At 75.0% G+C, this 24,919-nt stretch carries 20 protein-coding genes; 16 read left to right on the forward strand and 4 right to left on the reverse strand.

The window, feature by feature from the left end; genetic code table 11:
• Positions 1–44 precede the first annotated feature (44 nt).
• Positions 45–842, reverse strand: a complete 798-nt coding sequence (locus AVL62_RS13865) for a MerR family transcriptional regulator (RefSeq protein WP_083518966.1) — start codon at positions 840–842, stop codon at positions 45–47.
• An 82-nt stretch (positions 843–924) separates the two neighbouring features.
• Here AVL62_RS13865 and AVL62_RS13870 point away from each other — a divergent pair, with 82 nt between their 5' ends.
• From AVL62_RS13870 to AVL62_RS13885, 5 genes are all read left to right on the forward strand, one after another.
• Positions 925–2,184, forward strand: coding sequence for a 3-hydroxyacyl-CoA dehydrogenase NAD-binding domain-containing protein (locus AVL62_RS13870; protein WP_235585711.1), 1,260 nt, complete (start codon positions 925–927; stop codon positions 2,182–2,184).
• Positions 2,185–2,218: 34 nt separating this feature from the next.
• Complete coding sequence (paaI, locus tag AVL62_RS13875) at positions 2,219–2,659, forward strand: hydroxyphenylacetyl-CoA thioesterase PaaI (protein WP_201023277.1); 441 nt, start codon at positions 2,219–2,221, stop codon at positions 2,657–2,659.
• 16 nt (positions 2,660–2,675) lie between these two features.
• The gene (locus AVL62_RS17360; protein ID WP_161937892.1) at positions 2,676–2,822 is read left to right on the forward strand and encodes a hypothetical protein; all 147 of its coding nucleotides are present in this window, start codon (positions 2,676–2,678) and stop codon (positions 2,820–2,822) included.
• A 181-nt stretch (positions 2,823–3,003) separates the two neighbouring features.
• Complete coding sequence (gene paaK, locus AVL62_RS13880) at positions 3,004–4,326, forward strand: phenylacetate--CoA ligase PaaK (protein ID WP_201023278.1); 1,323 nt, start codon at positions 3,004–3,006, stop codon at positions 4,324–4,326.
• A gap of 362 nt (positions 4,327–4,688) precedes the next feature.
• The gene (locus AVL62_RS13885; protein WP_161937893.1) at positions 4,689–5,303 is read left to right on the forward strand and encodes a hypothetical protein; all 615 of its coding nucleotides are present in this window, start codon (positions 4,689–4,691) and stop codon (positions 5,301–5,303) included.
• 157 nt (positions 5,304–5,460) lie between these two features.
• Here AVL62_RS13885 and AVL62_RS13890 read toward each other — a convergent pair whose 3' ends face one another.
• Together AVL62_RS13890 and AVL62_RS13895 are read right to left on the reverse strand one after the other, a co-directional pair.
• Positions 5,461–6,240: a hypothetical protein gene (locus AVL62_RS13890; protein WP_058892236.1), complete on the reverse strand. Its 780-nt coding sequence runs from the start codon at positions 6,238–6,240 to the stop codon at positions 5,461–5,463.
• Positions 6,237–6,785 (reverse strand): SigE family RNA polymerase sigma factor, encoded by a 549-nt coding sequence (locus AVL62_RS13895; RefSeq protein ID WP_058892237.1) that lies wholly within the window; start codon positions 6,783–6,785, stop codon positions 6,237–6,239. The genes AVL62_RS13890 and AVL62_RS13895 overlap by 4 nt, the downstream gene beginning before the upstream one ends.
• 221 nt (positions 6,786–7,006) lie before the next feature.
• Between AVL62_RS13895 and AVL62_RS13900 the strand changes: the two genes are divergently transcribed.
• From AVL62_RS13900 to AVL62_RS13915, 4 genes are read left to right on the forward strand one after another with little or no spacing between them, the layout of a single operon-like run.
• Positions 7,007–10,645: an ABC transporter permease gene (locus tag AVL62_RS13900; RefSeq protein WP_058892238.1), complete on the forward strand. Its 3,639-nt coding sequence runs from the start codon at positions 7,007–7,009 to the stop codon at positions 10,643–10,645.
• The gene (locus AVL62_RS13905; protein ID WP_058892239.1) at positions 10,642–13,449 is read left to right on the forward strand and encodes an FtsX-like permease family protein; all 2,808 of its coding nucleotides are present in this window, start codon (positions 10,642–10,644) and stop codon (positions 13,447–13,449) included. Before AVL62_RS13900 ends, AVL62_RS13905 begins: the two co-directional genes overlap by 4 nt.
• Positions 13,446–14,537: an ABC transporter ATP-binding protein gene (locus AVL62_RS13910; protein ID WP_083518968.1), complete on the forward strand. Its 1,092-nt coding sequence runs from the start codon at positions 13,446–13,448 to the stop codon at positions 14,535–14,537. Before AVL62_RS13905 ends, AVL62_RS13910 begins: the two co-directional genes overlap by 4 nt.
• Positions 14,530–15,249 (forward strand): ABC transporter ATP-binding protein, encoded by a 720-nt coding sequence (locus tag AVL62_RS13915; protein ID WP_058892240.1) that lies wholly within the window; start codon positions 14,530–14,532, stop codon positions 15,247–15,249. The genes AVL62_RS13910 and AVL62_RS13915 overlap by 8 nt, the downstream gene beginning before the upstream one ends.
• Positions 15,250–15,339: 90 nt before the next feature.
• On the opposite strand, the gene AVL62_RS13920 is transcribed toward AVL62_RS13915, so the two are convergent.
• The gene (locus AVL62_RS13920; RefSeq protein ID WP_058892241.1) at positions 15,340–15,831 is read right to left on the reverse strand and encodes a nucleoside deaminase; all 492 of its coding nucleotides are present in this window, start codon (positions 15,829–15,831) and stop codon (positions 15,340–15,342) included.
• Between the two features lie 77 nt (positions 15,832–15,908).
• Between AVL62_RS13920 and galE the strand changes: the two genes are divergently transcribed.
• From galE to AVL62_RS13955, 7 genes are all read left to right on the forward strand, one after another.
• The gene (galE, locus tag AVL62_RS13925) at positions 15,909–16,925 is read left to right on the forward strand and encodes a UDP-glucose 4-epimerase GalE (RefSeq protein ID WP_058892242.1); all 1,017 of its coding nucleotides are present in this window, start codon (positions 15,909–15,911) and stop codon (positions 16,923–16,925) included.
• 188 nt (positions 16,926–17,113) lie between these two features.
• A complete protein-coding gene (locus AVL62_RS13930) occupies positions 17,114–17,506 on the forward strand; it encodes a BlaI/MecI/CopY family transcriptional regulator (RefSeq protein ID WP_058892243.1) in 393 nt (130 codons plus the stop codon).
• Positions 17,507–17,522: 16 nt separating this feature from the next.
• Positions 17,523–18,386, forward strand: coding sequence for a M56 family metallopeptidase (locus AVL62_RS13935; RefSeq protein ID WP_058892244.1), 864 nt, complete (start codon positions 17,523–17,525; stop codon positions 18,384–18,386).
• Between the two features lie 74 nt (positions 18,387–18,460).
• Positions 18,461–19,924: a cytochrome ubiquinol oxidase subunit I gene (locus AVL62_RS13940; RefSeq protein ID WP_058892245.1), complete on the forward strand. Its 1,464-nt coding sequence runs from the start codon at positions 18,461–18,463 to the stop codon at positions 19,922–19,924.
• 12 nt (positions 19,925–19,936) lie between these two features.
• Complete coding sequence (gene cydB / locus AVL62_RS13945; RefSeq protein ID WP_058892246.1) at positions 19,937–21,016, forward strand: cytochrome d ubiquinol oxidase subunit II; 1,080 nt, start codon at positions 19,937–19,939, stop codon at positions 21,014–21,016.
• Positions 21,017–21,043: 27 nt separating this feature from the next.
• Positions 21,044–24,556: a thiol reductant ABC exporter subunit CydD gene (gene cydD / locus AVL62_RS13950; RefSeq protein ID WP_058892247.1), complete on the forward strand. Its 3,513-nt coding sequence runs from the start codon at positions 21,044–21,046 to the stop codon at positions 24,554–24,556.
• A 9-nt stretch (positions 24,557–24,565) separates the two neighbouring features.
• Positions 24,566–24,904 carry a hypothetical protein gene (locus tag AVL62_RS13955; RefSeq protein WP_058892248.1) on the forward strand — a complete coding sequence of 113 codons (339 nt, stop codon included), beginning with the start codon at positions 24,566–24,568 and terminating at the stop codon, positions 24,902–24,904.
• The last annotated feature ends 15 nt before the right edge of the window (positions 24,905–24,919 follow it).

The raw sequence follows: 24,919 nt of genomic DNA on the forward strand, positions 1-24,919 counted from the left end.
TCTGGGGACTGGGTCCCAGATTCCTATGTCCAGAAGTGCAGTTGTCAGGCGACGGGCTGCTGCAGGTCCACCGACCACCCGGCGCCGGCGCCGTCGAAGGGCGTGACGTCGTACACCTCCCGGCACGTGCCGGTCGGCGTCAGGCCACGCGCCTCGATCTCGGCGACGAGGCCCTGCCACGCCTGCTGGATGCCGGAGAGGTCCCGGCCGGTGTAGCGCACGGTGAGCGCCCTCGGGGCGGGCGGGACCGTCGCGGCCTCCAGCCCCTCGGGCGTCGGCGCGTCACCGATCTGCTCGGCGGCGGCGGCGATCATGCCGTCGCCGTCCAGCGTGTAAGTGGCGACGCCGGGACCGCTGCGCGGCAGCGCCCCGACCGCAGCGTTGACCTGCTGGAACATGCCGCTGATCTCCTCCTCGATCTGCGCCATCTCCTCGATGTGCACGGACAGCTGCACGAGGCTGAGCCCGGGCAGCGACGTCTCGACGTAGTCGGACATGGGGTTCTCCTTCTCGATCGACCGGAGCCTCGCCTCGACGGCCGCGAGCCGGTGCTCGTCGGCCGCCATCTGCCCGCGGAGCTCGTCGCGGCGGGCGCGCATCAGGGCGACCACCTCGGCCTCGCTCAGCTCCCCGTCCAGCAGCACCCCGACCTGCTCGAGGGTGAACCCGAGCTCCTTGAGGCCGACGAGCTGGTTGGCGCGGGCGAGCTGGGCGGCGGCGTACGAGCGGTAGCCGGTGAACCCGTCGACCCGCTGCGGACGCAGCAGCCCGAGCCGGTCGTAGTGGCGCAGCATCCGCACCGAGACCCCGGCCAGACGGGCGAACTCTCCGATACTCAACATGACAACCCCACTCCAGAGCCTGACACCGTGTGAGAGTCAACACCACGCGCCGGCGATCCGGCAGGGCTGGCACCATGGGCGCGTGACCGACGACGACTCGTTCCAGACCCACGGCCCGCACCCGCTGCTCGACCCGCCCGACGAGGTCCCGGTCGCGGTCGTCGGCGCAGGGGCGATGGGCGCCGGCATCGCGCAGGTCGCGGCCCAGGCGGGGCACCCGGTGGTCCTCATCGACGCCCAGCCGGGCGCGGCGGACGCCGCGGTGGAGCAGCTGCGCCGGACGTTCCGGCGGCTGGCCGACAAGGGCAAGGTCACCGAGGAGGAGGCCGGGGCCACCCTGTCCCGGATCACCCCGCTCACCACGGCGGACATGACGACGGTGCCGGCCGTCCGCCTCGTCGTCGAGGCGGTCGTGGAGCACCTCGACGTCAAGCGCGTGATCTTCCGGCAGCTGGAGCGCGCCCAGGGGCCGCGGACCGTGCTCGCCAGCAACACCTCCTCGCTGTCCATCGACGACCTCGTCGGAGGGGCCACCACGGGCCACGACGCCGCGATGCACGGGGGCTGGTCACCCGCGATGGCCCATCCCGGACGGGTCATCGGCCTGCACTTCTTCAACCCGCCGCCCCTGATGCGGCTGGTCGAGGTCATCACCGCGCGCGCCTCCGACACGGCGGTCCTCGACGCCGCGTCCGAGCTGATGCGTCGGTGGGGCAAGGTGCCGGTGCGCTGCACCTCCACCCCCGGCTTCATCGTCAACCGGGTCGCCCGCCCGTTCTACGGCGAGGCGCAGCGCATGGTGGAGGAGGGCGTCGCCGACCCGGCCACCCTCGACCTGGCGCTGCGGGACGCCGGCTTCCGCATGGGCCCGTTCGAGCTCACCGACCTCATCGGCCAGGACGTCAACCTCGCCGTCGGCGAGTCCGTCTGGCGGCAGACCGGCGAGGACCCGCGCTACGAGCCGACCGACTGGCAGCGCCGGCTGGTGCGCGAGGGCCGGCTGGGACGCAAGAGCGGGCAGGGCGTCTTCACGTATGCCGACGGCGCGGCGGTCGACGCCGAGCCCGACGAGCGGCGCGCGTCCGAGCTCGTCGGCGGGCCGCTGCGCACCGACCCGGTCGCCCGGACCCTGGCCATGCTCGTCAACGAGGGCGTCGACCTCGTCCACCGCGGCGAGGCCACCGCCGAGGACGTCGACACCGCCATGACCCTCGGCACCAACTACCCCCGCGGCCCCTTCGGCTGGCTCGAGCAGATCGGCGCGGAGACGGTGCGCGCCCAGCTCGTCGAGCTCGACGAGCTCTACCCCGGCGGCCGCTACCGACCGAGCGAGGCGCTGTGAGCCCCGCGACCCTCCTGGGACCGGGCGGTCCCTCGTGACCGCCCCCGACCTCGCCCACGTCCGGCGCATGTGGGAGCAGGACCGGGCCTCGGCGGCCCTCGGCATCGAGCTGCTCGACCTCGACGTGGAGACCACGGGACCCGGTCGGCGCCTGGGCCGTGCCCGCACCCGGATGACCATCAGCGACACCATGGTCAACGGCCACGACATCGCCCACGGCGGCTACGTCTTCACCCTCGCCGACTCGACCTTCGCCCTGGCCTGCAACGCGACCGGCCGCACGACGGTCGCCGCCAGCTGCGACATCACCTATCTCCTCCCCTCCCACCTCGGCGACGTGCTGGTCGCCACGGCACGCGAGCGCGTGACCTACGGCCGCAACGGCATCACGGACGTCACGGTATGCCGTGCCACCGACGACGTCGTCGTCGCCGAGTTCCGCGGGCACTCCCGCACGGTGCGCCCGTCCTCGTGACCGAGGTGCACCGGGGATGACGGCGGCGGCGCCGCTCGGGCGGCAGCGGCGACAGGTGGTGCGCCGAAGCCTGCCCTCCCTCGGCCTGGGCGAGCTGTGCGCCGCGACGGTGTTCGTCCTCCTGGCCGTCTCGGTCATCGGTCCGCGGTGGACCGAGCACTAGGTGGCCACCGCCGGCGCCTCATGCCGCACCCGGTGGCGTGGGCCTACCGCGCGTTCCGCCTCCTCGACCCGGTGCGCCTCGCCTACCCGCCGCTCACCTGGGCCCGCGCGGTGACGTCGTGGCGGACACCCCGGCTCGGGCGGCATCTCCGCGCGGCCGGGTGACGGCATACCCTGCCGTCATGGCGTCGCAGCAGCTGCCCGAGATCGAGCCCCGACCCGACCTCCACGACGAGGCGGAGACCTGGTCGGTCGACCAGCTGCGCAGCACCCAGCTGCAGCGGCTGCAGGAGGGGGTGCGGCGCGCCTACGAGGGCGTCGGGCACTACCGTCGCCGGCTCGACGAGCGCGGCGTGCACCCCGACGACATCCGCAGCCTCGAGGACGTGCGCCTGCTGCCCTTCACCACCAAGGCCGACCTGCGGGAGAACTACCCGTTCGGGATGTTCGCGGTGCCCCGCGAGCGGTGCGTCCGCGTGCACGCCAGCTCCGGCACGACCGGCCGTCCGACCGTGGTCGGCTACACGCAGGGCGACATCGACACCTGGGCCGGTCTCGTCGCCCGCTCGCTGCGCGCCGCCGGCACCCGCCCCGGCGACCTGGTCCACGTCGCCTACGGCTACGGCCTGTTCACCGGCGGTCTGGGCGCCCACTACGGTGCGGAGCGGCTGGGCTGCACGGTCGTCCCGATGAGCGGCGGGCAGACCGAGAAGCAGCTGCAGCTCATCGAGGACTTCGGTCCTCGCGTCATCATGGTCACGCCGTCCTACTTCCTCGCCCTGGTCGACGCGATGACCGAGCGCGGCACCGACCCGGCGAGCACCTCGCTCCAGGTCGGCGTCTTCGGGGCCGAGCCGTGGACCGAGGCGATGCGCGCCGAGATCGAGCAGCGCTGCGGCATGCACGCGACCGACATCTTCGGCCTGTCCGAGATGATGGGGCCGGGCGTGGCGCAGGAGTGCGTCGAGACCAAGGACGGGCTGACCTTGTGGGAGGACCACTTCTACCCCGAGATCGTCGACCCGCTGACCGACGAGCCGGTGCCGGACGGCGAGGAGGGCGAGCTGGTCCTCACGGCGATGACCCGCGAGGCCATGCCGGTGCTGCGCTACCGCACGCGCGACCTCACCCGCCTGCTCCCCGGCACCGCCCGGCCCGGTATGCGGCGGCTCGCCAAGATCACCGGCCGCAGCGACGACCTCATGATCGTCCGGGGGGTCAACGTCTTCCCCACCCAGATCGAGGAGCTGGTGCTCGGCCTGCCCGGGCTGACGCCGCACTTCCAGTGCGTCCTCTCCCGGCCCGGACGCATGGACCAGCTGACCATCAACGTCGAGGGTGAGGCCGGCCTCGGCGCCGACGCCCGCGACCGGCTCGCGGGCGAGCTCGCCCGACAGGTGAAGGACCGGATCGGCACGAGCGCCCAGGTCGTCGTGCTCGCCGAGGGCGGGGTCGAGCGCTCGGTCGGCAAGGCACGGCGCATCGTGGACGAGCGCGACCAGTAGGCGATCACCTGTGGCGCTCGGGGCATGGACCGGACGTATCCGGGACATCCGCCGAGGGTGCGACGGGGCTCGTCCCCGAGCGGGTATCGCCGACAGTGGAGCGAGGCAGTGCCGTCGCTGGGCCGGGTCCAGAGGGACATGATGGCTATCATGCGGCGGTGACGACGCCACCCCACCTGCCGTATACGACGAGGTCGACGAGCAGTGGCCTCGACATCGACTACCTGTCGATGAACGACCAGGCCGACGGAATGGTCGTGCTCATGTCCAATGCACTGGTCCCGGGCCGTGAGGACCGACGGTTCCCCGCCTTCCACCGCTGGTCATGGGCAGAATCATGGCCCAACAGTCATGTGTTGTCCGTGGCCGACCCCGCGCTCCGCGGCACTCCCGTTCCGGACGGCGCGTGGTATCTCGATGCGCAGCACGACACCATTCACGCCATCGCCGAGACGGTCGGCGCCGAGGCGGAGCGGCGAGGGATCCCCTTGCACCGCGTCGTCTACTACGGCTCCTCCCTCGGGGGGTTCGGGGCGCTGTGCGCGGCAGCCGTGACGCGGTCCCATGCCGTCGCGGAGGTGCCCCAGATCGACTTTCAGCGCTGGTTCCCGGGAGCCGTCAGGAAGGTCGAGGAGCACGTCCTCCACGGTTCCGTCGCCGAGCTCCGTGCGGCTCACCCAGAGCGCGTGGACGTCTGGGAGAGGTTCCGCCACGAGGGGCACATCCCCTCGTTCAGCATCGTGACCAACGAGCTCGACCGGTCCTTCCAGGACCAGCTCGGACTCGTCACCGCGGTCCGGGACCACGAGCTGTACCGCAGGACACAGGCCGATCTGGTCATCTCCGCCTTGACCAGCGGGCACCAGGTGCTCCCCAAGGAGGTCGCAACCCGTGTGGTTCAGGAGGCGCTCGACCGGTCCCGCCCGCCCGAGTCCTCGTCGACGTCAGACACCGACGAGGACGATGGCGGACGGTGAGCTCTCACGCACCTCCTGCCACTCGCAGGTCACGAACGGCCATCGGGTCGAGGATCTTCGGTGCCGGTGCGCGCCGAGATCGAGCAGCACTGCAGCGTGCACGCGACCGACCTCCTCGGGCTCGCCAGGACGCAGGTGCCCGGCGGCGCGCCTGCTCCTAGCGCGCGAGCGGGCAGGCGGTGCGCGCCTGCGCGTACTGCCCCTGCTCGGCGGCCTCGAGGTGAGGGTGCCAGGGCGGCAGCTGTTCCCGGACCAGCGCCTCGATGAAGTCCTCGGCCGGCGGCGGGTCGGACGTCGGCAGCCCGACGTCCCGCAGGCAGGCGTCGGCGACGAGGTACTCATGGTAGCGGGCGGTCAGCTGCAGCCGGCTCGGCTGGTCCAGGCCCGACCCGGCGCTCTCGACCGGGAGCCTCCGCCCGTCCTGGGGCGGGGTCTCGCGCACCGCCTCAGCGGGGGCGGCGGTGACCGGGGAGTCCAGAGCCAGCCGGGTCCGGCAGCGCTGGAGGTCGCGGTCGCGCTCGCCGGCCTGGACGCCCTGCCGGGTGGCGGCGAGCCCGCCGCCACCGTCACCGGGCACCATGCTCACCTCGTAGCCGAGGTCCTCCAGGCATGCCGTGTAGAGCACCCGCCAGACCGACCCGGCCTGCTCACCCGGGAGGGCCGCCCCCGAGGTCAGCGGCAGCTCGATGGCCTCCGCGCCCACCGGCCCGCCGCCCCCGTTCGCAGCAGGTCCGGCCGGCAGCGGCCCCGGCTCCGACCAGGAGAGGCTGAACGCCGACACCGCCAGGGCGAGGACACCCAGGGCGCCGGTCCCCCGGAGCGCCAGCCGACGACGGCGGGACCGCCGCCCCCGCTCCCAGGTGGACCGGGCGAGGTCCGGCTCGAGCACGTCCTCGCCCGCCAGGTGCAGCAGGCGCGGCAGGTCCTGGCTCCTCACGCGCTCCCCCTCTCCTGGTCGCGCACGACCCGCGGCACCCAGCCGTCCAGGTCGGGCAGCAGCGAGCGCAGCGTCCTCATGGCATCGCTGGCCTGGCTCTTGACGGTGCCGCGCGAGATGCCCAGCGTCGTGGCGATGTCCACCTCGGACAGGTCCTCGTAGTAGCGCAGCACGACGACCGCGCGCTGCCGCGGCGGCAGGAGCGCCAGCGCCTGGCGCACCGCCGCCCCCTCGACCCAGCCCTCGACCGGCTCGCTCGTGCGCAGCCGCGCGAGCTCGCCGCCGGGGTCCTGGTGGTCCACGAGGTGCTCGCGCCGGGTGCGACGCCAGCGCGACACGGCGTCGCGGTAGAGGATCTGGCGCACGTAGGCCTCGGGCGCCTCGTCCCGCAGCCGCTCCCACCGGCTGGCCAGCTTGACCAGGGCGTCCTGGAGGAGGTCGTGGGCCAGGTGCTCGTCGCCGCAGACGAGGTAGGCCGCGCGCAGCAGCGAGCCCTGGCGGGCGGTGACGAAGGCGACGTAGTCGTCGCCGGCGCGTCCCGGCATACCGCCTCCTCTCCGCCTCCTGCGCTCATCCTCTCCTGGAACGCGCGGGCCGCCCCCCGGGGTTGGGTGAGCAGCCCGGGCCACGTCGCCGAGCCGCGGGCACGACCCAACCTCCGCCGGGGCCCCGCGCGTTGGGACACCATGGCGTCGGCACCTCGATCTGGTCACCGCGGGCGGGCCGGGTGGGGTGGGCGCACGACGGGCTGCCTAGGGTTCCCGGTATGACGTGGGCGAGCTTCGCAAGGGCGCGGGCACGGTCCTCCCGGGGGCTGCTGCTCACGCTGCTGGCGCTCGTGACCGTCACGACGGCGATCATCGCCGGGACGGTCGGCTACTCGGCGGCCGCGGCCAGCACCGCCGCCCGCGGCGCGCTGACCGAGGGCGAGTCGACGCAGACCGGGGTGCAGGTGCAGACCCGGCTGGCCGAGGACCCGCGGCGCCAGGACGAGCAGGCGAGGCGCACGATCACCGGCGCCTTCGCGCCCGCCCCGGTGAGCATCGGCCGGCTCGTCGTCACCGAGCCGCGGCCGGTCGGCGTCGACGGGGCGGACGCGGCGCGCGAGCTCGTGCTCGTCGGCGGCCCGGAGCTGACGCTCGGTGAGGCACCCGGCGACCTGGTCACCGTCCTGGAGGGGACCTGGCCGCCCACCACCGGGGCCGGGGCGGGGGACGGCGTGGACGCCCCGGCGCCGGGGGCCCTGCACGTCGGGGCCGCGCGGGCCCTGGGCGTATCGGTCGGCGACACCGTGGTCGTCGACGACCGCGCCGTCGAGGTCACCGCGCTGTGGCAGCCGGTCGACCCCGCCGACGCCTTCTGGTTCGGCGACGAGCTGGTCCGCGCCGGGGCGACCGACGACGGGGCCGTCCTGGGTCCGCTCGTGGTGGACGAGGCGCTGGCGCAGCAGCTGGGGTCGCCCTTCGTGCGCTGGCCGGTCCGGCCCGACGTCGACCTCATCACCCCCGAGGACCTCGGGGTGCTCGCGACCGGCGCCGCGAGCCTGCGCTCGGACCTGCGGGACGCCGACGGGGTGGCGGTCCGGGGGGTGCAGGTCGAGGGCGACCTCGCCCCGACCGCCGGCCAGGCCTCGACCAACCTGGCCACCGCCCGGGCCCTGGGGGTCGTCCCGCTGTCGGTGCTCGTCCTCGTCACCGGGCTCGCGGTCACCCAGCTGGCCCGGCTGCTGGCCGCCACCCGGGAGCCGCAGGCGCAGCTGCTCGTCGCGCGCGGGGCATCCCGCCGGCAGGTCCTGCTGACCGGTCTCCTCGAGTCGGTGCTCGTCGCGATGCTCGGCGCCGTGCTCGGCACCCTCATCGCCTGGGCGGTGATGCAGGCCGTGCCGGGCGGCGAGGGGCTGCTGGGGCGGCTCGTCGTCACCGCCCTGCTGACCCTGGCCGGCATCACCCTGGCTCTCTGGGTCGTGGCCGTGCTCCAGGCACGCCGCCTCTCCGGCGGGGCGGCGGTGGCCGACCGGTCGGGTCGGGCCCGGGCCGCGACGACCCTCGCCGCCGTGGTCCTCGTCCTGGGGGCGGCCGCGGTCAGCTGGTGGCAGCTGCGCCGCGCGGGCTCCCCGGTGACCCGGGCCGAGGACGGCACCCTCGGCACCGACCTCGTCGCCGCCGCCGCGCCGGCCCTGCTGCTGGCGGCCGCCGCCGTCCTCGCCACGGCCCTGCTGGGCCCGCTCAGCCGGCTGCTCGAGCTGGCCACCGGTCCCACCCGCGCCGCGCCGCAGCACCTCGCCGCCGCGCAGGTCAGCCGCCGCCTGCAGGTGTATGCCGTGCCCGTCGTCCTCGTCGTCCTCGCCGCCGGCTCGACGACGCTGGCGGCGCTCTTCTCCGGCACCAGCGCCCAGCTGCGCGACGACCTCGCGGCCGTGCGGGAGGGCGCACCCCTGCGGGCCGACCTCGTCCGCCCGCCCGCCACGGTCGAGCCCGGTCTCGTGCCCGAACCTCCCCCGGACCTCGCCGCGCTGCCGGAGGTCGACGCGGCCGCCCTCGTCTGGTCCGACCCGGACGCCCGCGTCGGGGACGTCGACGTGCCGCTGACGCTGGCCCCCACCGGCACCGGCGCCGGCGGGCTCGGCGAGGTCGCGAACGTGCCCCAGGGCATACCGGGCGGCCTGGTGCCCGCCAGCCTGGACCGGGCGGTGGACGCCGACGGGGAGCCGCTCCCGGACTCGGCCGTCACCGTCCCCGAGGGTGCCGACGCCATCACCGCCGAGCTCGTCGTCGAGCGTGGCACCGACCCGTGGGAGCTGGCCCGGCTCGAGCAGCTCCCGGACGCCCAGGAGCGCCTCGTCACCGAGCTGGCCGCGGTCGGGTGGGACCCGGCGCAGACCGAGACGTCCGGGGGCTCGTTCGTCTACGCCCTCGACGACTCCCCGGACGCGGTCCGGCAGTCGCTGGACAGCGAGGTGGCCGCGGCCGCCGCGCCGGTCGAGCTCCGGGTGACCCTGCTGGTCGAGGATGTCGCCACCGGCCTGACCTCGCCGGTCACCTCCGAGGCGGTCCGGGCCGAGGGACCCCGGCTGGACTACGACCGGCAGGCGCTGGGCGGCTGGACCTCCTCCCCCGCCCGGACGACCGCGGACCTGCGCTTCGACCTGCCCGAGGGGCGCGAGCACCGGGTCCGGTCGGTGACGGTCAGCACGCCGGGCACGGCGGAGGACGTGCCGCCCGACCTCTTCTCCGGCTACAGCTCGACCACCCTGGACCTCGACCTCGGACTGACCGCCGGGGGTGAGGAGCTGCTCACGGGGACGGACGGGTGGGGCAGCACGGCCGCGATGGACCGTGACCAGGCGGCGCCGCTGCTGGAGGAGGCCGCAGCGGTCGAGGACCCGTCCTTCGAGACGGTGATCGAGGTGGACCAGCGCTATGCCGGGGTGGGGCTGCCCCGCGTCTCCGGGGACGAGTCGAGCAACGAGGTCGACGTCCCGCCCTGGGTGGACACCACGGCCACCACCTGGCACCTGCAGGTCCCGGACCTGCGGCAGGAGCCGCTCGAGATCGGCGTGGCGCCCGGCGTGACCTACCGTGGCGGCCCGGTGGTCGGCCTGGGCTCAGGGGGCGCCGCGGCTGAGGAGCCACCGGGCGCGACCGTCCCCGTCGCCCTGACCCGGCAGACCGCTGCCGCCGCCGCCCTGACGGTCGGCGACCCGGTCACCCTGCGCCTCGTCGGCACCACCGTGCCGGCCATGGTGACCCAGGTCGTGGCCGCGCTCCCCGGGCAGCAGGGAGAGACCGCAGCCCTCGCGGACTCGCGGGTCGCCTCCCGGGTCCTCGCCGAGCAGCAGCACAGCCTCACCTGGCCGGACGAGGTGTGGGCCACCCCCGCGGCGGGAGCGCCGTCCGCCGTCGCGGCCCTCACCGCCCGCGAGGACCTGCGCGCCGTCACCGGGCCGGGCACGCTCTCGGTGACGGACGCGACGAGCGCAGCCCGGCTGGTCTTCTGGGTCGCCTCGGCCGGGGCGGTCCTGCTGGCTCTGACCGGCGTCGCGGCCGTGGCGGCCACCCTGCTGGCCGCGCGCCGCCCGGAGGTCGCGGTGCTCCGCGCGCTGGGTATGCCGCCCGCCGCGCAGGCACGCTCGCGCGCCCTCGAGCTGGCCGGGGTGGTGCTGGTCGCGGCGGTCTTCGGCCTGGCCGCGGGCTGGCTGGTGGGCGGGGCGGTGGTGCCGGAGCTGGCCTCGTCGACCACGGCCCCCGGCCGGCTCCGGCTCCCGGCGGCGCTGCGGCTGGAGGCGCTGCCCTGGGCGGTGCTGCTCGCCCTCACCCTGGCGACGGCCGGACTGCTGAGCGTCCTGGTCGCGCGGCGGGTCCGCGCGCAGGCCCTGGACCGTGGCTACCGGGAGGAGATCCGGTGAGCCCGCGTCACGGCATACCTCGTGCTCCGGGGCCGACCCGGCTGGCCCGGCGCCAGTTCGCCGCCGACCCGTGGGTGTCGGTCGGCCTGGCCCTCCTCGTCGGCCTCGTGGCGCTGCTGCTCACGGCCGCGCCGCGCGGTCTCGTCGACGTGCAGGGCCGCCAGCTCGACCAGGAGGTCGGCGCCCTGTCCGCGGCGCAGCGCGACCTGCGCGGCGACTGGCAGCGCAGCGTGTACTACGGGAGCGCCGAGGACCTCACCGGCGACCCCGACGCTGACGGCTGGGCCCCCCTCGTCGAGGGCGCCGAGCGGGTCCGCAGCGAGCAGCCCGCACCGCTGCGTGACGTGCTCGGCCCGGCGCAGCTCCTGGCCCGGTTGCAGTCGGAGGTCCCCTTCACCCCCGACATCGAGTCCGGCTACTACGCCGCGACCCTGAGCCTCGCCGTCGACCCAGACCTGCGCGAGCACGTCGAGCTCGTCGAGGGTGACTGGCCCGAGCTGGTCGTCGGGCCCTCGCCCCTGGTGGGCGCCGGCGGGTCGGCGGACCGACCTGCGCAGGAAGGGCCCGAGGAGCCCGAGCCCGAGGACGCCCCGGAGGTGCCGATCGTGCTCCTCGAGGAGACGGCGCAGGAGCTGCACCTGGAGGTGGGCGACACGGTGCCGCAGACCGACCTCGTCGTCAGCGGCACCTACGTCCCCCGCGACCCGGACGACCCGCGGTGGCAGCACGTCGACAACGCCGCGGTCATGGGCACGCTCTACGACCCCAACCAGGGCGAGGCGGCCTTCCTCACCGGTTTCCTGTCCCCGGAGAACCGCGGGAGCACCGGTCAGCCGGCCAGCGTCTCGATGCGGGTCTGGTACCCCGTGGACCCCTCCGCGATCACCGGCACCACCGGCCAGGTCGAGGCGCTGACCGCCCAGGTCAACGGCTTCCTCGCCGCCCAGCACACGCTCGCCACCGCCGAGCAGATGGGCGACGCGCGGGCCGCCCAGATCCCGCTCTTCACCACCGACCTCACCGAGACGCTCGACCGGATCGCCGGCCAGCAGCGGGCGACGAGCTCGATGCTGGCGGTGGTGACGGCCGGTCCGCTCGGGGTGGCGCTCGCCGTCGCCGCGCTGGGGGCCCGGCTCGTCGTGCAGCGTCGGCAGCAGAGCCTGGCGATGACGCTCGCGCGCGGCGCCTCCCCCGCCCAGCTGCGCCGCCTGATCGCCGCCGAGGGCCTGCTGCTGGGGGTGCCGGCCGCCGCGCTCGGCCACGCCGCCGCGATGCTGCTCGTGCCCGGCCCGACCCCCTGGTGGCAGTGGGCGGTCTCGGGGGCGGTCGCCCTCGTCCCGTCGCTGGCGCTGGCCGCCTCGGTCGACGACGCCTCGCTGCTGACCCGGCGCCAGGACCTCGCCGGCCGCAGCCGCAGCCGGTGGCGCTGGGTGGTGGAGGTCGCCGTCGTCGTGCTGGCCGGGGTCGCGACCTGGCGGCTCCTGGGCCGCGGGGCCCGCGGGGACGACGCGGCCGCGACCGGCATCGACGTGCTCGCCGCGGCCACCCCCGTGCTGCTCGCCCTGGCCGCCTGCGCGCTCACCCTGCGCCTCTACCCCCTCCCCCTGGCCGCACTGACGAGGGTGCTGCGCGGACGGCCCTCGCTCACCCCGTTCCTGGGGTCGGCCCGCGCCCTGCGCGACCCGGCCGGTGGCCTGGTCCCGACCCTGGCCGTCGTCCTCGGCACCGCCGTTGCGCTGGTCAGCGCGGTGCTGCTGTCGACCGTGACCCGCGGCGCGCAGGTCGCGGCGTGGCAGGACAACGGCGCCCCCGTCCGGCTCACCGGGCCGGTCCTCACCGACGAGCTGCGCGCCGAGATCGAGGCCGTCCCCGGGGTCGGCGCGGTCGGCGGCGTCGCCGACAGCGGAGCGACCCAGGACCTGGTCGTCGACGGGGAACGCACCGCGGTGCGCGTCTGGGTGGCGGAGCCGCAGGTGGAGCAGGTGTATGCCTCCTCCGACCTCCTCGACGGCCCGCCGGCCGCGTTCTGGTCCGACGACGGCATACCCCCGGTCATGACGCTGCGCTCTGCCGGCGAGGCGGTGCCCGAGGGGGCGGGCGACGTCGCCGTCGCGGGCCTCGGGCAGGTCGAGGTGCTCGGCCACCTGGACGAGGTCCCCGGCATCCGGGTCACCGGTGCCGGCGTGCTCGTCGACGGGGACCGGTGGGTGGCGGCCGGGAGGACCCTGCCCAGCGTGTCCACCACGCTCATCGGGGTCGAGGACGGCGCCGACCCGGCGGCGGTCGCCGACGCCGTGTCCGAGCTCGTCGGAACCGGTGGCGTGGTGACGACGGTCTCGTCCCGGCTGGAGACCTTCACCGAGGCGCCGGTGACGACCGGGCTGCGCCAGCTCTTCGTCGGGGCGACCGCGGTCTCCGCGCTGCTCACCGTCCTGGCCGTTGTCGTGGTGCAGCTCATGGGCTCGGGCGCCCGGACCCGCCTGCTCGCGACCCTGCGCACCCTCGGGCTGGCACCTGGCCAGACGCGGGCGCTGACGGCCTGGGAGCTGGCCCCGCTGCTGGCGACCTCCCTCGTCGTCGGGACGGTGCTGGGGCTCACCGTGCCCCGGGTCCTCCTGCGTGGCCTCGACCTCACGGGCCTCACCGGTGGGACCACCCAGCCCGCCCTCCACCTGGACCTGCCGCTGCTGGCCGCCGTGCTGGGCGCGGTGGTCCTGACCGTCCTGACCGCCGTCACCACCAGCGCCTGGCTCGCCGGGCGCACCAACCTCGCGCAGGCGCTGCGCGTCGGGGAGGACCGATGAGCACGACCCCTCAGAGCCACCAGGAGCAGACCGTGGACGACCAGGCCGGGCCCGCGACCGTGGACGACCAGGCCGGGCCCGCGACCGTGGACGACCACGCCACCCTCGGGACGGTGCGCGAGCACCAGGGCCCGGACATCTGGTGCGAGGACCTGGTGCGGATCTACTCCACCGAGGGCGTGGAGGTGCAGGCCCTGCAGGGGCTCAACCTCGTCGTCGACCCCGGTGACGTCGTCGCGCTGGTCGGGGCCAGCGGGTCGGGGAAGTCGACCCTGCTCGGCATCCTGTCCGGGCTGGACCGGCCGACCGGGGGCCGCGCCCGGGTGGCGGGGGTGGACCTGCTGTCGATGGGCCGCGCGCAACGGGTCGACTACCAGCGGCACACCGTCGGGTTCGTCTGGCAGCAGACCTCCCGCAACCTGCTGCCCTTCCTCACCGCGGCCGAGAACGTCGCCCTCCCCATGGTCATCTCCGGCCGGCGGGAACGGGCCCGACGGGTGGCGGAGCTGCTCAGGCTGCTCGACCTGGACGACTGCGCCGACCGTCGCCCGACCGAGCTGTCCGGCGGGCAGCAGCAGCGGGTCGCGATCGCCACCGCCCTCGCGAACTCCCCCGCGGTGCTCCTCGCCGACGAGCCGACCGGCGAGCTCGACGACGCCGCCTCCGCCCAGGTGCTCGAGGTCATGCGCGAGGCCGCCGGCAGCCTCGGCACCACCGTGCTCGTGGTCACCCACGACCCCACCGTCTCCGACCACGTGCGCCGCACGGTCGCGATCCGCGACGGCCGCACCTCGACCGAGGTGCTCCGGTATGTCGTGACCGACGAGTCCGGGGATCAGCGGCAGGTCGCCCGGGAGTACACCGTCATCGACCGGGCCGGGCGGATCCAGCTGCCGAAGGCGCACGTCGAGGGGCTCGGCCTGCGGGACCGGGTGCGGCTGGAGCACGAGAGCACCCACGTGCAGGTCTGGCCCGACGACGAGGAGCACCGGACGGGGCCGGGGTCGCGACCGCCGGACGACGGTGGTGCGACGCCGGCGCCCCGCACCGGGCGCGCGCCCCAGCCGCAGGAGGACGACGATGAGTGAGCCGACGGCATACCGGACGGACGAGGAGGTCGAGGGGCCGCGCGCGGTGCTGGTCGGGGCCGGGCTGCACCGGACCTTCGGCAGCGGCGCCACCCAGGTGCACGCCGTCGCCGGGGTCGACCTGGAGGTGTCCCCCGGGCGTCTCACCGTGGTGCGCGGTCCGTCGGGCTCGGGCAAGACGACCCTGCTCAACCTGCTGGGCGGGCTCGACCGGCCGGACGCCGGTCAGGTGCTCCTCGACGACGGGCGGGTGCTCTCCGAGCTTCCCGAGAAGGAGGTCCTGGCGGTCCGGCGGGAGCGCATCGGCTACGTCTTCCAGAGCTTCGGGCTGGTGCCGGTGCTGTCGGCGGCCGAGAACGTCGAGGTCCCGCTGCGGCTCCAGCGGACCGCGGTGGGCGAGCGGGCCCGTCGGGTCGAGGAGGCGCTGGAGCTCGTCGGGCTGGCCCGGCACAGCCGGCAACGGCCCTACGAGCTGTCCGGCGGCCAGCAGCAGCGGGTCGGCATCGCGCGGGCCCTCGTCGGCGAGCCGGACATCCTCGTCGCCGACGAGCCGACCGGGCAGCTGGACTCCGAGACCGGCGCCATGGTCATGGACCTGCTGGTGCGCCTCACCCACGAGCGCGGCATCGCCTCCGTGGTGTCCACCCACGACCCGGTGCTCATGGAGCGCGCCGACCAGGTCGTCGAGCTGCACGACGGACGCCGGGTCTGAGACCTCCCGCGCCCGACCGGCGAATCGTCGCCGGGGCCGCACTTCCACGGTCAGCAGCGCAGACCGCGGGTGCGGGTCACGGGATACGGCTCAGGAGGCGGCCTTGCGCGCGTGCAGCGCGCGCACTTGCTCCGCCAGCTCCGGGTCCGGCCCGGCGACCACGGCGCCGGGCACGAGGGCGGTGATCGGCAGCGGCGCGACGGCCCCCGGCGGCACGCCCAGCTCGGCCGACCAGACGGAGAGCTGCTCGGTGGAGGAGGCGTAGACGATGCGGCCCAGGCCCACCCAGCCGTGCGCCGCGGCACACATCGGGCAGTGCTCGCCGGAGGTGTAGACGGTGCTCGCGGCGCGCTCCTGCGGCGAGAGGTGCTGCGCGGCCCAGCGGGCGATCGCGAGCTCCGGGTGCTGGGTGTGGTCGCCCCCCGACACGTGGTTGTGGTCCTCGAGCAGCACCTCGCCGCCGGCCGAGACGAGCAGCGAGCCGAACGGCTCGTCACCGGCGTCGAGCGCGGCCTCGGCCAGCTCGACGGCCCGGGAGAGGTGGGTCCGGTCGGTCGCGGAGATGCTCGTGCGTTCGCTCACGCCCCGAGGGTATGCCGCCGCCCTCCCGACCCGCCGCGTCACGGCATACCGGAGCTGCCGTCTGACACCATGACGGCATGCGCGTTCTCGTCACCGGCGGCGCCGGCTACATCGGGTCCCACACGGTCGTCGCCCTGGCCCGGGCGGGCCACGAGGTGGTCGTCGTCGACGACTTCTCCAACAGCAAGCCGTCGGTGACGCCACGGCTGGAGGAGCTGGCCGGCATCCCCGTGCCGGTTCACGCCTTCGACCTCGCCGACGGCGACAAGCTCGACTCCCTGCTGGCGCAGGAGTCCTTCGACGCGGTCATCCACTTCGCCGCGTTCAAGGCGGTGGGCGAGTCGGTCGAGAAGCCGATCGACTACTACCGCAACAACATCGGCGCCACGCTGCGCCTCGTCGAGGCCATGGTCGACCGCGGCGTCCCCCACCTGGTCTTCTCCTCCAGCGCCACCGTCTACGGCGAGGACGCGCCGGTGCCGATGACCGAAGGGCTGCCGACCTCCGCGACCAACCCCTACGGGTGGACCAAGGTCATGAACGAGCAGATCCTGCGCGACGTGACCCACGCCTACCCGCAGCTCAGGGTGGCCCTGCTGCGCTACTTCAACCCGGTCGGCGCGCACCCCTCCGGACGCATCGGCGAGGACCCCTCCGACATCCCCAACAACCTCATGCCCTTCGTGGCCCAGGTCGCGGTGGGCCGGCGGGAGAAGCTCGCGGTCTTCGGCGACGACTACGACACCGTCGACGGGACCGGCGTGCGCGACTACATCCACGTGCAGGACCTCGCGGAGGGCCACGTCGCGGCGCTGGAGTGGATCAGCAGCCACGACCGGCCGCTGTCGGTGTGGAACCTCGGCACCGGACGCGGGACCTCGGTGCTCGAGCTGGTCTCCGCCTTCGAGCGGGCCAGCGGGCAGCAGATCCCCTACGAGGTCGTCGGGCGCCGCCCGGGCGACATCGCCAGCTCGTATGCCGACCCCTCGCTCGCGGAGTCCGAGCTGGGGTGGCGGGCGACCCGGTCGGTGGAGGACATGTGCGCCGACACGTGGCGGTGGCAGCAGGCGAACCCGCAGGGCTACCCCGACTGACGGCATACCGGTGCGGCCCGAGCACGCGTCCGGTGCGGCCCGAGCACGCGTCCGGTGCGGTCGGAGCACGCGTCCGGTGGGGTCGGAGCGCGCGTCCTGTGCGACCCGAGCACGCGTCCGGTGCGTCCCGAGCACGCGTCCGGTGCGGTCGGGGGGTGGTTCCCAGGTGGGGGGCGTACCCTGCCGGTATGCCCCTGCGCAGCACCTCCCTCGGCGACCTGGAGCGCGCCGTGATGGACATCCTCTGGTCCGAGGGACCAGGGCTGTCGGTCCGTGACGTCCTGGACCACCTGGAGCGGCGCGACCACCACAAGGAGCTGGCCTACACCACGGTGATGACGGTGCTGGACCGGCTGACGAAGAAGGGCGTGACCCAGCGGACCCGCGAGGGGCGGGCGTGGCAGTACTCCCCCGCCGCCAGCCGCGAGGAGCTCGCCGCCGGCGCCCTGCGCTCGGCCCTCGACACCGTCCAGGCCGACCGGACGGCCGCGATGCTGCACTTCCTGGACGACGCCAGCCCCGGTGAGCTCGACGACCTGCGGGCCGCGCTCGCCGAGGTCGAGCGCCGCCGCGGCGCCTGACCTTCACGCCCCCGCCATGGGCGGCCCGCTGCTCACCGCCGCCGTCGTCCTGGCCGCCCTCCTCCTCGTCCTGGGCGCGCCCCGCGTGCTCCCCGCCTGGACCGCGCTGCGCCGCATGCCGGGTCCGGGCCTGCTGCTGTGGCAGTCCGTCAGCCTGGCGGGGGCCCTGTGCGCGCTGCTGGCCGCCCCCACGGCGGTCCTCACGACCGGGCTGTCCCAGCCGCTGCTCCTGGGCCTGGCCCTCCTCCTGTCCGGGGCCATGCTCGTGCGGCTGCTCGTCTCCGGGCACCGGGTCGGCACCGACCTGCGCCGCCGCCGCACCCGGCACCGGGAGCTGGTCGACCTCGTCGGCGAGCACCTCGACGACACCCTGGCCCGCGGCGCCGAGGGCATCACCCGGCCGGACGTCACCGTCCTCGCCCTGGGCAACCCCAGCGCCTACTGCCTCCCGGGGCGCGGGCACCGCATCGTCCTCACCCGCGCCGCCCTGGACCGCCTGGGCGCCACCGAGCTGCGCGCCGTCCTCGCCCACGAGCAGGGCCACCTCGACGCCCGGCACGACCTGCTCCTCGAGCTGTTCACCGTGCTGCACGAGGCCGTCCCCCGCCGCCTGCGGGTGCCGGCGGCCCTGACCGAGGTGCAGCTGCTCACCGAGGCGCTCGCCGACCGGATCGCCGAGCAGCGCACCGGGCACGCCGACCTGGCCCGGGCCCTGGTCGCCATGGCCACGGCAGCGACCCCCGAGGTCACCGCCCGGGTCCGGCTCCTCAGCCACCCGCCGGCGCCCCGGCATACCCGCATCGCCGTCACCGCCCTGTCCGCCGCGGTGCTCGCTGTGCCCGTCGCCGTCACCGTGACCCTTATCACGCCGACCGGGTGACCCGACCGTCTACGACCGGAAGTAGCATCTACGACGACACGTAGTTCACTCCTCGCAGACGGGAGGCACCCTTCGTGGATGCACTCGACCTGGCCCGCTGGCAGTTCGGCATCACCACCGTCTACCACTACTTCTTCGTGCCGATCACGATCGGGCTCAGCCTGCTCGTGGCGATCATGCAGACGCAGTGGATGCGCACCCGGAACCCGCAGTGGCTGCGGCTGACGAAGTTCTTCGGCAAGCTCTTCACCATCAACTTCGCGCTGGGCCTGGTCACCGGGATCGTGCAGGAGTTCCAGTTCGGCATGAACTGGTCGGACTACTCGCGCTTCGTCGGCGACATCTTCGGCGCCCCGTTGGCGATCGAGGCGCTGCTGGCGTTCTTCCTCGAGTCGACGTTCCTCGGGCTGTGGATCTTCGGCTGGGGACGGATCCCGGAGAAGCTGCACGCCACGGCCATCTGGCTGGTGCACATCGGGACCCTGCTGTCGGCCTACTTCATCCTGGCCGCCAACTCGTTCATGCAGAACCCCGTCGGCTACCGGCTCAACCCGGAGACCGGGCGCGCCGAGCTCACCGACTTCCTGGCGGTGCTCACCAACCCGGTGCAGCTGGTGACCTTCCCGCACGTCATCGCCGCGGCCTACATGACCGGCGGGGGGTTCGTGCTGGCCTTCGCGATGTGGCACCTGTGGCGCGACGCCACCCCGCGGACGGACAAGCCGATGTACCGCAAGGCCGCCAAGCTCGGCGCCGTCACCGTCCTCGTCGCCTCCCTCGGCGTCATCGTGTCGGGCGACCTGCAGGGCAAGGTCATGACCGAGGTGCAGCCGATGAAGATGGCCGCCGCCGAGGCGCTCTACGAGGACGTGCCCGAGGGCGAGGGCGCCCCCTTCTCCATCGTCACCGTCGGCACCCTCGACGGCACCGAGGAGGTCTGGGCGCTGACCGTGCCCAAGCTGCTCTCCTACCTCGCCACCGGCACCCTCGACGGGGCCGTCGAGGGCATCGACCACATACAGGAGCGCTACGAGCTGACCTACGCCGGGTCCGAGCTGACGGCCGTCGAGGACTACCGCCCGGTCATCCCCGTCACCTACTGGACCTTCCGGCTCATGATGGGGCTGGGTTTCGCCGCCATGGCGATCGCGGCCGCGGTGCTGTGGGTGCTGCGGGGCCGGGGCAGCGAGACCGACGAGCAGCGGCTCGCGCACCGGGCGTGGGGCTGGGCCGGGCTCCTCGTGCTGCTGCTGCCGCTGCTGGCCAACACCTTCGGCTGGATGTTCACCGAGATGGGGCGCCAGCCGTGGCTCGTCATGGGCCTCATGACGACCCAGACCGGCGTGTCCCCGGGCACGACCGCCGCCGAGGTGCTGACCTCGATGACCGTCTTCACCCTCCTCTACGGCGTGCTCGCCGTCGTCGAGGTCGGCCTCCTGCTGCGCTACGGCCGGGCCGGCGCGGAGCAGGTGCCCGAGGACGCGTCCTACGACCCCCGGAACCGCGACGACGACGACGCGTTCGTCTTCACCTACTGAGACAGGGACGTCATGGAACTCACCACGATCTGGTTCATCCTCATCGCCGTCCTGTGGGTCGGCTACTTCTGCCTCGAGGGCTTCGACTACGGCGTGGGCATGCTGCTGCCGGTGCTCGGCCGGGACGAGACCGAGGGCGAGACCCCGCACAGCGGGGAGACGCGCAAGCGGCAGATGCTCTCGGCCATCGGTCCGTTCTGGGACGGCAACGAGGTATGGCTGCTCACCGCGGGCGGCGCCATCTTCGCCGCCTTCCCGCACTGGTACGCCACCCTCTTCTCCGGGTTCTACCTGCCGCTGCTGCTCATCCTCGTCGGGCTCATCCTGCGCGGCGTGGGCCTGGAGTACCGCGGCAAGGTCGACTCCCCGGCCTGGCGGGCCCGGATGGACGCGATGGTGGTCGCCGGGTCCTTCGTCCCGGCGCTGCTCTGGGGCGTGGCCTTCACCAACATCGTGCTCGGGGTGCCCATCGACGCGGACATGGAGTACGTCGGCGGCTTCTGGAACCTCCTGGGCCCGGTGGCCCTGCTCGGCGGGCTGACCACGCTCACCCTCTTCCTCACCCACGGGGCACTCTTCGTGGCGCTCAAGACCGACGGCCGGCTGCGCCACGACGCCCGGGCGCTGGCGCTGCGGCTCGGGGCCGCGAGCGCCGTGCTGGCGGTCCTGTGGCTGGGGGTCGTGCACCTGCGCACCGGCACCACGGCCTCCTGGGTGGTGGCCGGCGTGGCTGCGGCCAGCCTCGTCGGCGGGCTGCTCGCGGCGGCCCGCGGCCGCGAGGGCTGGGCCTTCACCGGCACCTTCGTCGCCATCGCGATGGCCACCACGTCGCTGTTCCTCGCGCTCTTCCCGGACGTCATGCCCTCGAGCCTGGACCCCGCCTGGTCGCTCACGGCGGAGAACGCCAGCTCCAGCCAGAAGACGCTCGGGATCATGACGGTCGTGGCGCTCGTCTTCACGCCGATCATGCTGCTCTACACCGCGTGGAGCTACTGGGCGTTCCGCAAGCGGGTGTCCGGGCACCACATCCCCACCGAGGTGCACCACGCGGCCGTCGTCGACGGCGGCGAGCGGGCCGGGGCGGAGCGCTGACGTGACGGCACCGGAGCGCTGAGCCGCGTGCGACCCGTCGACCCCGCCCTGCTGCGCGCGCTCCCGGCGACCCGCGGCCCCGTGGCCTCGCTGTCCGTCGTCGGCATCCTCTCCGGCATCGTCGCGATCGCCCAGGCCCTCTGCCTCGCCCTCGTCGTCGGCGCGGTGGTGCGCGGCTCGCGCGAGGAGCTCACGGCATACCTCGGCTGGCTGGTCGCCCTGCTCGTGCTGCGCGGGGTGCTCGCCGGGACGGGCGAGCTCGTGGCGCGTCGCGCCGGGCTGCGGGTCGTTGGCGTCGTCCGCGAGGCTCTGCTCCGGCACTGGCTGGGGCGGCCGGTCGAGGCGCGGCCACGGACCGAGGTCGCGGTGACCCGCGCCACCGACGGGGTCAGCGCCCTCGAGCCGTATGTCGCGCGCTACCTCCCCGCGCTCGTCACGGCCGCCGTGGTGCCGGCGCTGGCGCTCCTCGCCCTCGTCGTGGTGGACCCCTGGAGCGCACTCGTCGTCGTGCTCACGCTGCCGCTGCTGCCGCTCTTCGCGGCGCTCATCGGCATGCACACGCGGGACGAGACGCAGCGCCGCTGGGGGGCGATGGAGCTGCTGGCGGGGCACTTCCTCGACGTCATGAGGGGGCTGCCGACGCTGGTGGCCTACGGGCGGGCCCGGGCGCAGGTCGAGGTGGTCCGGGAGGTCGGCGAGCGGCACCGGAGGGCGAGCGTCGCGACCCTGCGGACGGCCTTCCTGTCGACGGCGGCGCTGGAGCTGCTGGCGACGATCTCGGTGGCGATGGTGGCCGTGGCCGTCGGGCTGCGGCTCGCGTACGGCCAGATGGATCTCGTCGTTGGGCTCACCGCGATCCTGCTGGCGCCCGAGGCCTACTGGCCGGTCCGCCGGGTGGGGGCGGAGTTCCACAACGCCGCCGACGGGGCGCAGGTGCTGCAGGAGCTCGCCGACGAGGGGGTGCTGGGGGGCGCGGCGGCGCAGGGCCCCGGTGGGCGTGCGGACGGACGGGCACCACGCCTCGGGGCCACCACGTCCGGCGAGAGCGCAGCCCGTGGTGCCCGTCCGGCGACACCGGCCGGGGGGTCGATCGGCCTCACCGAGGTGTCCTACGCCCACCCCGGCCGGGTCCGCACCCTGGACGGGCTCTCGCTGCGCACGCCGGCGGGCCCCGGCGTCACCGCGCTCACCGGGCCGAGCGGGGCCGGTAAGACCACGGTCCTGGAGCTCCTGACCGGGCTGCGCACCCCCGCCTCGGGGACGGTCAGCGCGCCCGCGGCCCACCTGGCGACCCAGCGGCCGCTGCTGCTGCCGGGCACCGTGCGCGACAACCTGGCGATCGCCGACCCGGACGCGACCGACGCGGCGATGACGCAGGCGCTGGAGCGGGTCGGGCTCTGGCGCCAGCTGGCGGACCGGCACGGGCTGGACACCTGGCTGGGCGACGACGGCGTCGGCCTGTCCGCGGGGCAGCGGGCGCGGCTGGCCCTGGCCCGGGCCACCCTCTCGCCGGCACCGCTGCTCCTGCTGGACGAGCCGACGGCCAACGTGGCGGTGGACGGCATACCCCGGCTGCACCAGGTCATCACCGAGCTCGCGGAGACGCGACGCATCGTCGTCGTGACGCACGACTGCTACCTGGCCGCGCTCGCGGACGACCGCTGGCGGCTCGAGGGGGCCGCGGAGCCGGCGCCCCGGACCGGGGGGCCCGTCCACCACCTCGCGGCACCCGTCCTGTCCCTGCCCGACCCCGAGACCGCCCCCGGGGCCGAGTCCGACGTCGGCCGCAGGGCCGACCCCGAGGCCGACCCGACCCCGCGCCCCGGGGAGGTCGACCCCGTCCGGACCCCGCGCGGCCGCCGCGGCCTGGCGCTGGCCTGCCTGCTCGGGGGTGCCTCCCTAAGCTGCGGCGTGGCGCTCACGGCGACGTCGGGGTGGCTCATCGTGCAGTCCTCGACCATGCCGGTTGTGCTCACCCTGCTCGTGGCGATCGTGGGGGTGCGGGCGTTCGGCATCTTCCGCCCGGTCTTCCGCTACGCCGAGCGGGTGGTCAGCCACGACGTCGCGCTGGACGACCTGTCCCGCCGCCGGGCGGACCTCTACGCCGCACTCATCCCGCTCACCCCGGCCCGGCTCGGGCGGCGCAGCCGCGGCCAGGTGCTCACCGCCGCCGCGCGTGACCTCGAGGACGTCGTCGACGAGCACGTGCGGGTGAGCGTGCCCGGGTGGTCCACCGGCATCGCGACCCTCGTCGGGGCGGTCGTCGCGGGCTGGCACCTGCCGGCCGCCGGCCTGGTGGTGGCGGCCGGCGGGCTGGCCGTCACCCTCGTCGGCGTCCTCGGGTATGCCGCCGAGCGCCCCGCCCAGGACGCCGCGGTCGCGCGGCGCGGGGAGGTGCGCGACCGGGCCACCGCCCTGGCCGCCCAGCTGCTCCCCGTGCAGGCGGTCAGCGGCGTCGACGGCGGGCACCGGCAGCTGCTCGCCCCGGTGCTGCGGGCCGAGGAGGCGCAGCGCCGCGGCGAGGCGCGGCTCACCCGGGCCCGGGCCACGGGGCTGGCGGCCACGTGGGTGGTCGTCGCCGCGACCGCGACGGCCGTGGCCCTGCTGGCCTTCGACGCGCGTGCCGTCGGGGCGCTGAGCGGGCCCTTCGCCGCGCTCGTCGCGCTGGTGCCGCTCGCGCTGGCCGACGCGTGGGCGGACGTCCCCGACGTGGCGGGCGCCCGGGCCCGGGCCCGGTCGGCGCGGGCCCGCCTGGACGCGCTCGTCGACCAGACGCCGGCCGTCGCCGGGGGCGGGACCGCCTCGGCGCCGACGGGACCGCCGGCGCTGGAGCTGCGGGAGGTCACCGCCCGGTGGTCCCCGGGGGCGACCGGGGGCCCGGCACCCGACCTGCCCCCGCTGGACCTCGACGTGCAGCCGGGCGACCGCATCCGGCTGGACGGGCCCAACGGGGCCGGCAAGTCGACCGCCCTGGCCGTGCTCGCTCGCCACCTCGACCCGGAGGAGGGCTGCTACCTCGTGTCCGGCGCGGGCGCAGCGGGAGGGTGCCGGTGCGGCGCGGACGTGCGGGCGCTGGACCTGGAGCAGACCCGGGCCCTGATGGCCGTCGTCGACGACGAACCGCACGCGTTCGCAGGGTCGGTCCGCGCCAACCTCGTGCTCGCCGCGCCCGGCGCGACCGACGGCGAGCTGCTCGACGCACTCGGGGCGGTCGACCTCGGCGGCTGGTTCGCCGGCCTCCCCCACGGGCTGGACACCCCCCTGACCGGGCTGTCGGGCGGGGAGCGCAGCCGGCTCGCGCTGGCCCGCGCGCTGCTCTCAGCGCGGCCGGTGGTCCTGCTGGACGAGCCCACCGCGCACCTCGACGACGCGACGGCCGAGCGCTCGCTCGGCGGGTTGCTGGCCGGTCTCGGCGGCGGCCGGTCGGTGGTGCTGGTGAGCCACACCGCGCCGGTCACCGGGCGGTGGACCGACCACCGGGTGGGCCGGGACGCCTCGTCGGCAGCGGACGACCGAGCGGTCCCGCAGCACATCGGCTAGGTTGCGGGCATGGACACCTCCACCGCCGTCTGGATCGTCGTCATCGCCCTCGTCGTGGTGGCGGCGTTGGCCGTCTGGGCGATGATGGCCCGCACCAAGCGGCTGAACGCGGCCCGCGAGGAGGCGGCAGGGCTGCGGGAGAAGGCGCAGTCCGGGGAGTCCTACGCGCAGAGCGCCGAGGAGCGGGCCCGTGAGCTGCAGGGCAAGGCGCGCGAGGCCCAGCTGCGCGCGGACCAGCTGCACCGGGAGGCCGAGGAGGCGACCCGCATCGCGCGCGAGCACCGCGACCGCGTCACCGGCGACTACGTCAACGCCGACGAGATCGACCCGGACGCTAAGAAGCGCTGACCTCGGTGCCGGCGG

This window comes from Serinicoccus chungangensis, assembly GCF_001483745.1.
GTDB classification, from domain to species: domain Bacteria; phylum Actinomycetota; class Actinomycetes; order Actinomycetales; family Dermatophilaceae; genus Ornithinicoccus; species Ornithinicoccus chungangensis_A.

Bases quoted from the DNA above. Each gene is read 5' to 3' on its own strand.
- AVL62_RS13865 (WP_083518966.1), bottom strand. From the start codon at position 842: ATGTTGAGTATCGGAGAGTTCGCCCGTCTGGCCGGGGTCTCGGTGCGG.
- AVL62_RS17360 (WP_161937892.1), top strand. From the start codon at position 2,676: ATGACGGCGGCGGCGCCGCTCGGGCGGCAGCGGCGACAGGTGGTGCGC.
- paaK (WP_201023278.1), top strand. From the start codon at position 3,004: ATGGCGTCGCAGCAGCTGCCCGAGATCGAGCCCCGACCCGACCTCCAC.
- AVL62_RS13895 (WP_058892237.1), bottom strand. From the start codon at position 6,785: ATGCCGGGACGCGCCGGCGACGACTACGTCGCCTTCGTCACCGCCCGC.
- AVL62_RS13900 (WP_058892238.1), top strand. From the start codon at position 7,007: ATGACGTGGGCGAGCTTCGCAAGGGCGCGGGCACGGTCCTCCCGGGGG.
- AVL62_RS13910 (WP_083518968.1), top strand. From the start codon at position 13,446: ATGAGCACGACCCCTCAGAGCCACCAGGAGCAGACCGTGGACGACCAG.
- AVL62_RS13915 (WP_058892240.1), top strand. From the start codon at position 14,530: ATGAGTGAGCCGACGGCATACCGGACGGACGAGGAGGTCGAGGGGCCG.
- galE (WP_058892242.1), top strand. From the start codon at position 15,909: ATGCGCGTTCTCGTCACCGGCGGCGCCGGCTACATCGGGTCCCACACG.
- AVL62_RS13930 (WP_058892243.1), top strand. From the start codon at position 17,114: ATGCCCCTGCGCAGCACCTCCCTCGGCGACCTGGAGCGCGCCGTGATG.
- AVL62_RS13935 (WP_058892244.1), top strand. From the start codon at position 17,523: ATGGGCGGCCCGCTGCTCACCGCCGCCGTCGTCCTGGCCGCCCTCCTC.
- cydB (WP_058892246.1), top strand. From the start codon at position 19,937: ATGGAACTCACCACGATCTGGTTCATCCTCATCGCCGTCCTGTGGGTC.
- AVL62_RS13955 (WP_058892248.1), top strand. From the start codon at position 24,566: ATGGACACCTCCACCGCCGTCTGGATCGTCGTCATCGCCCTCGTCGTG.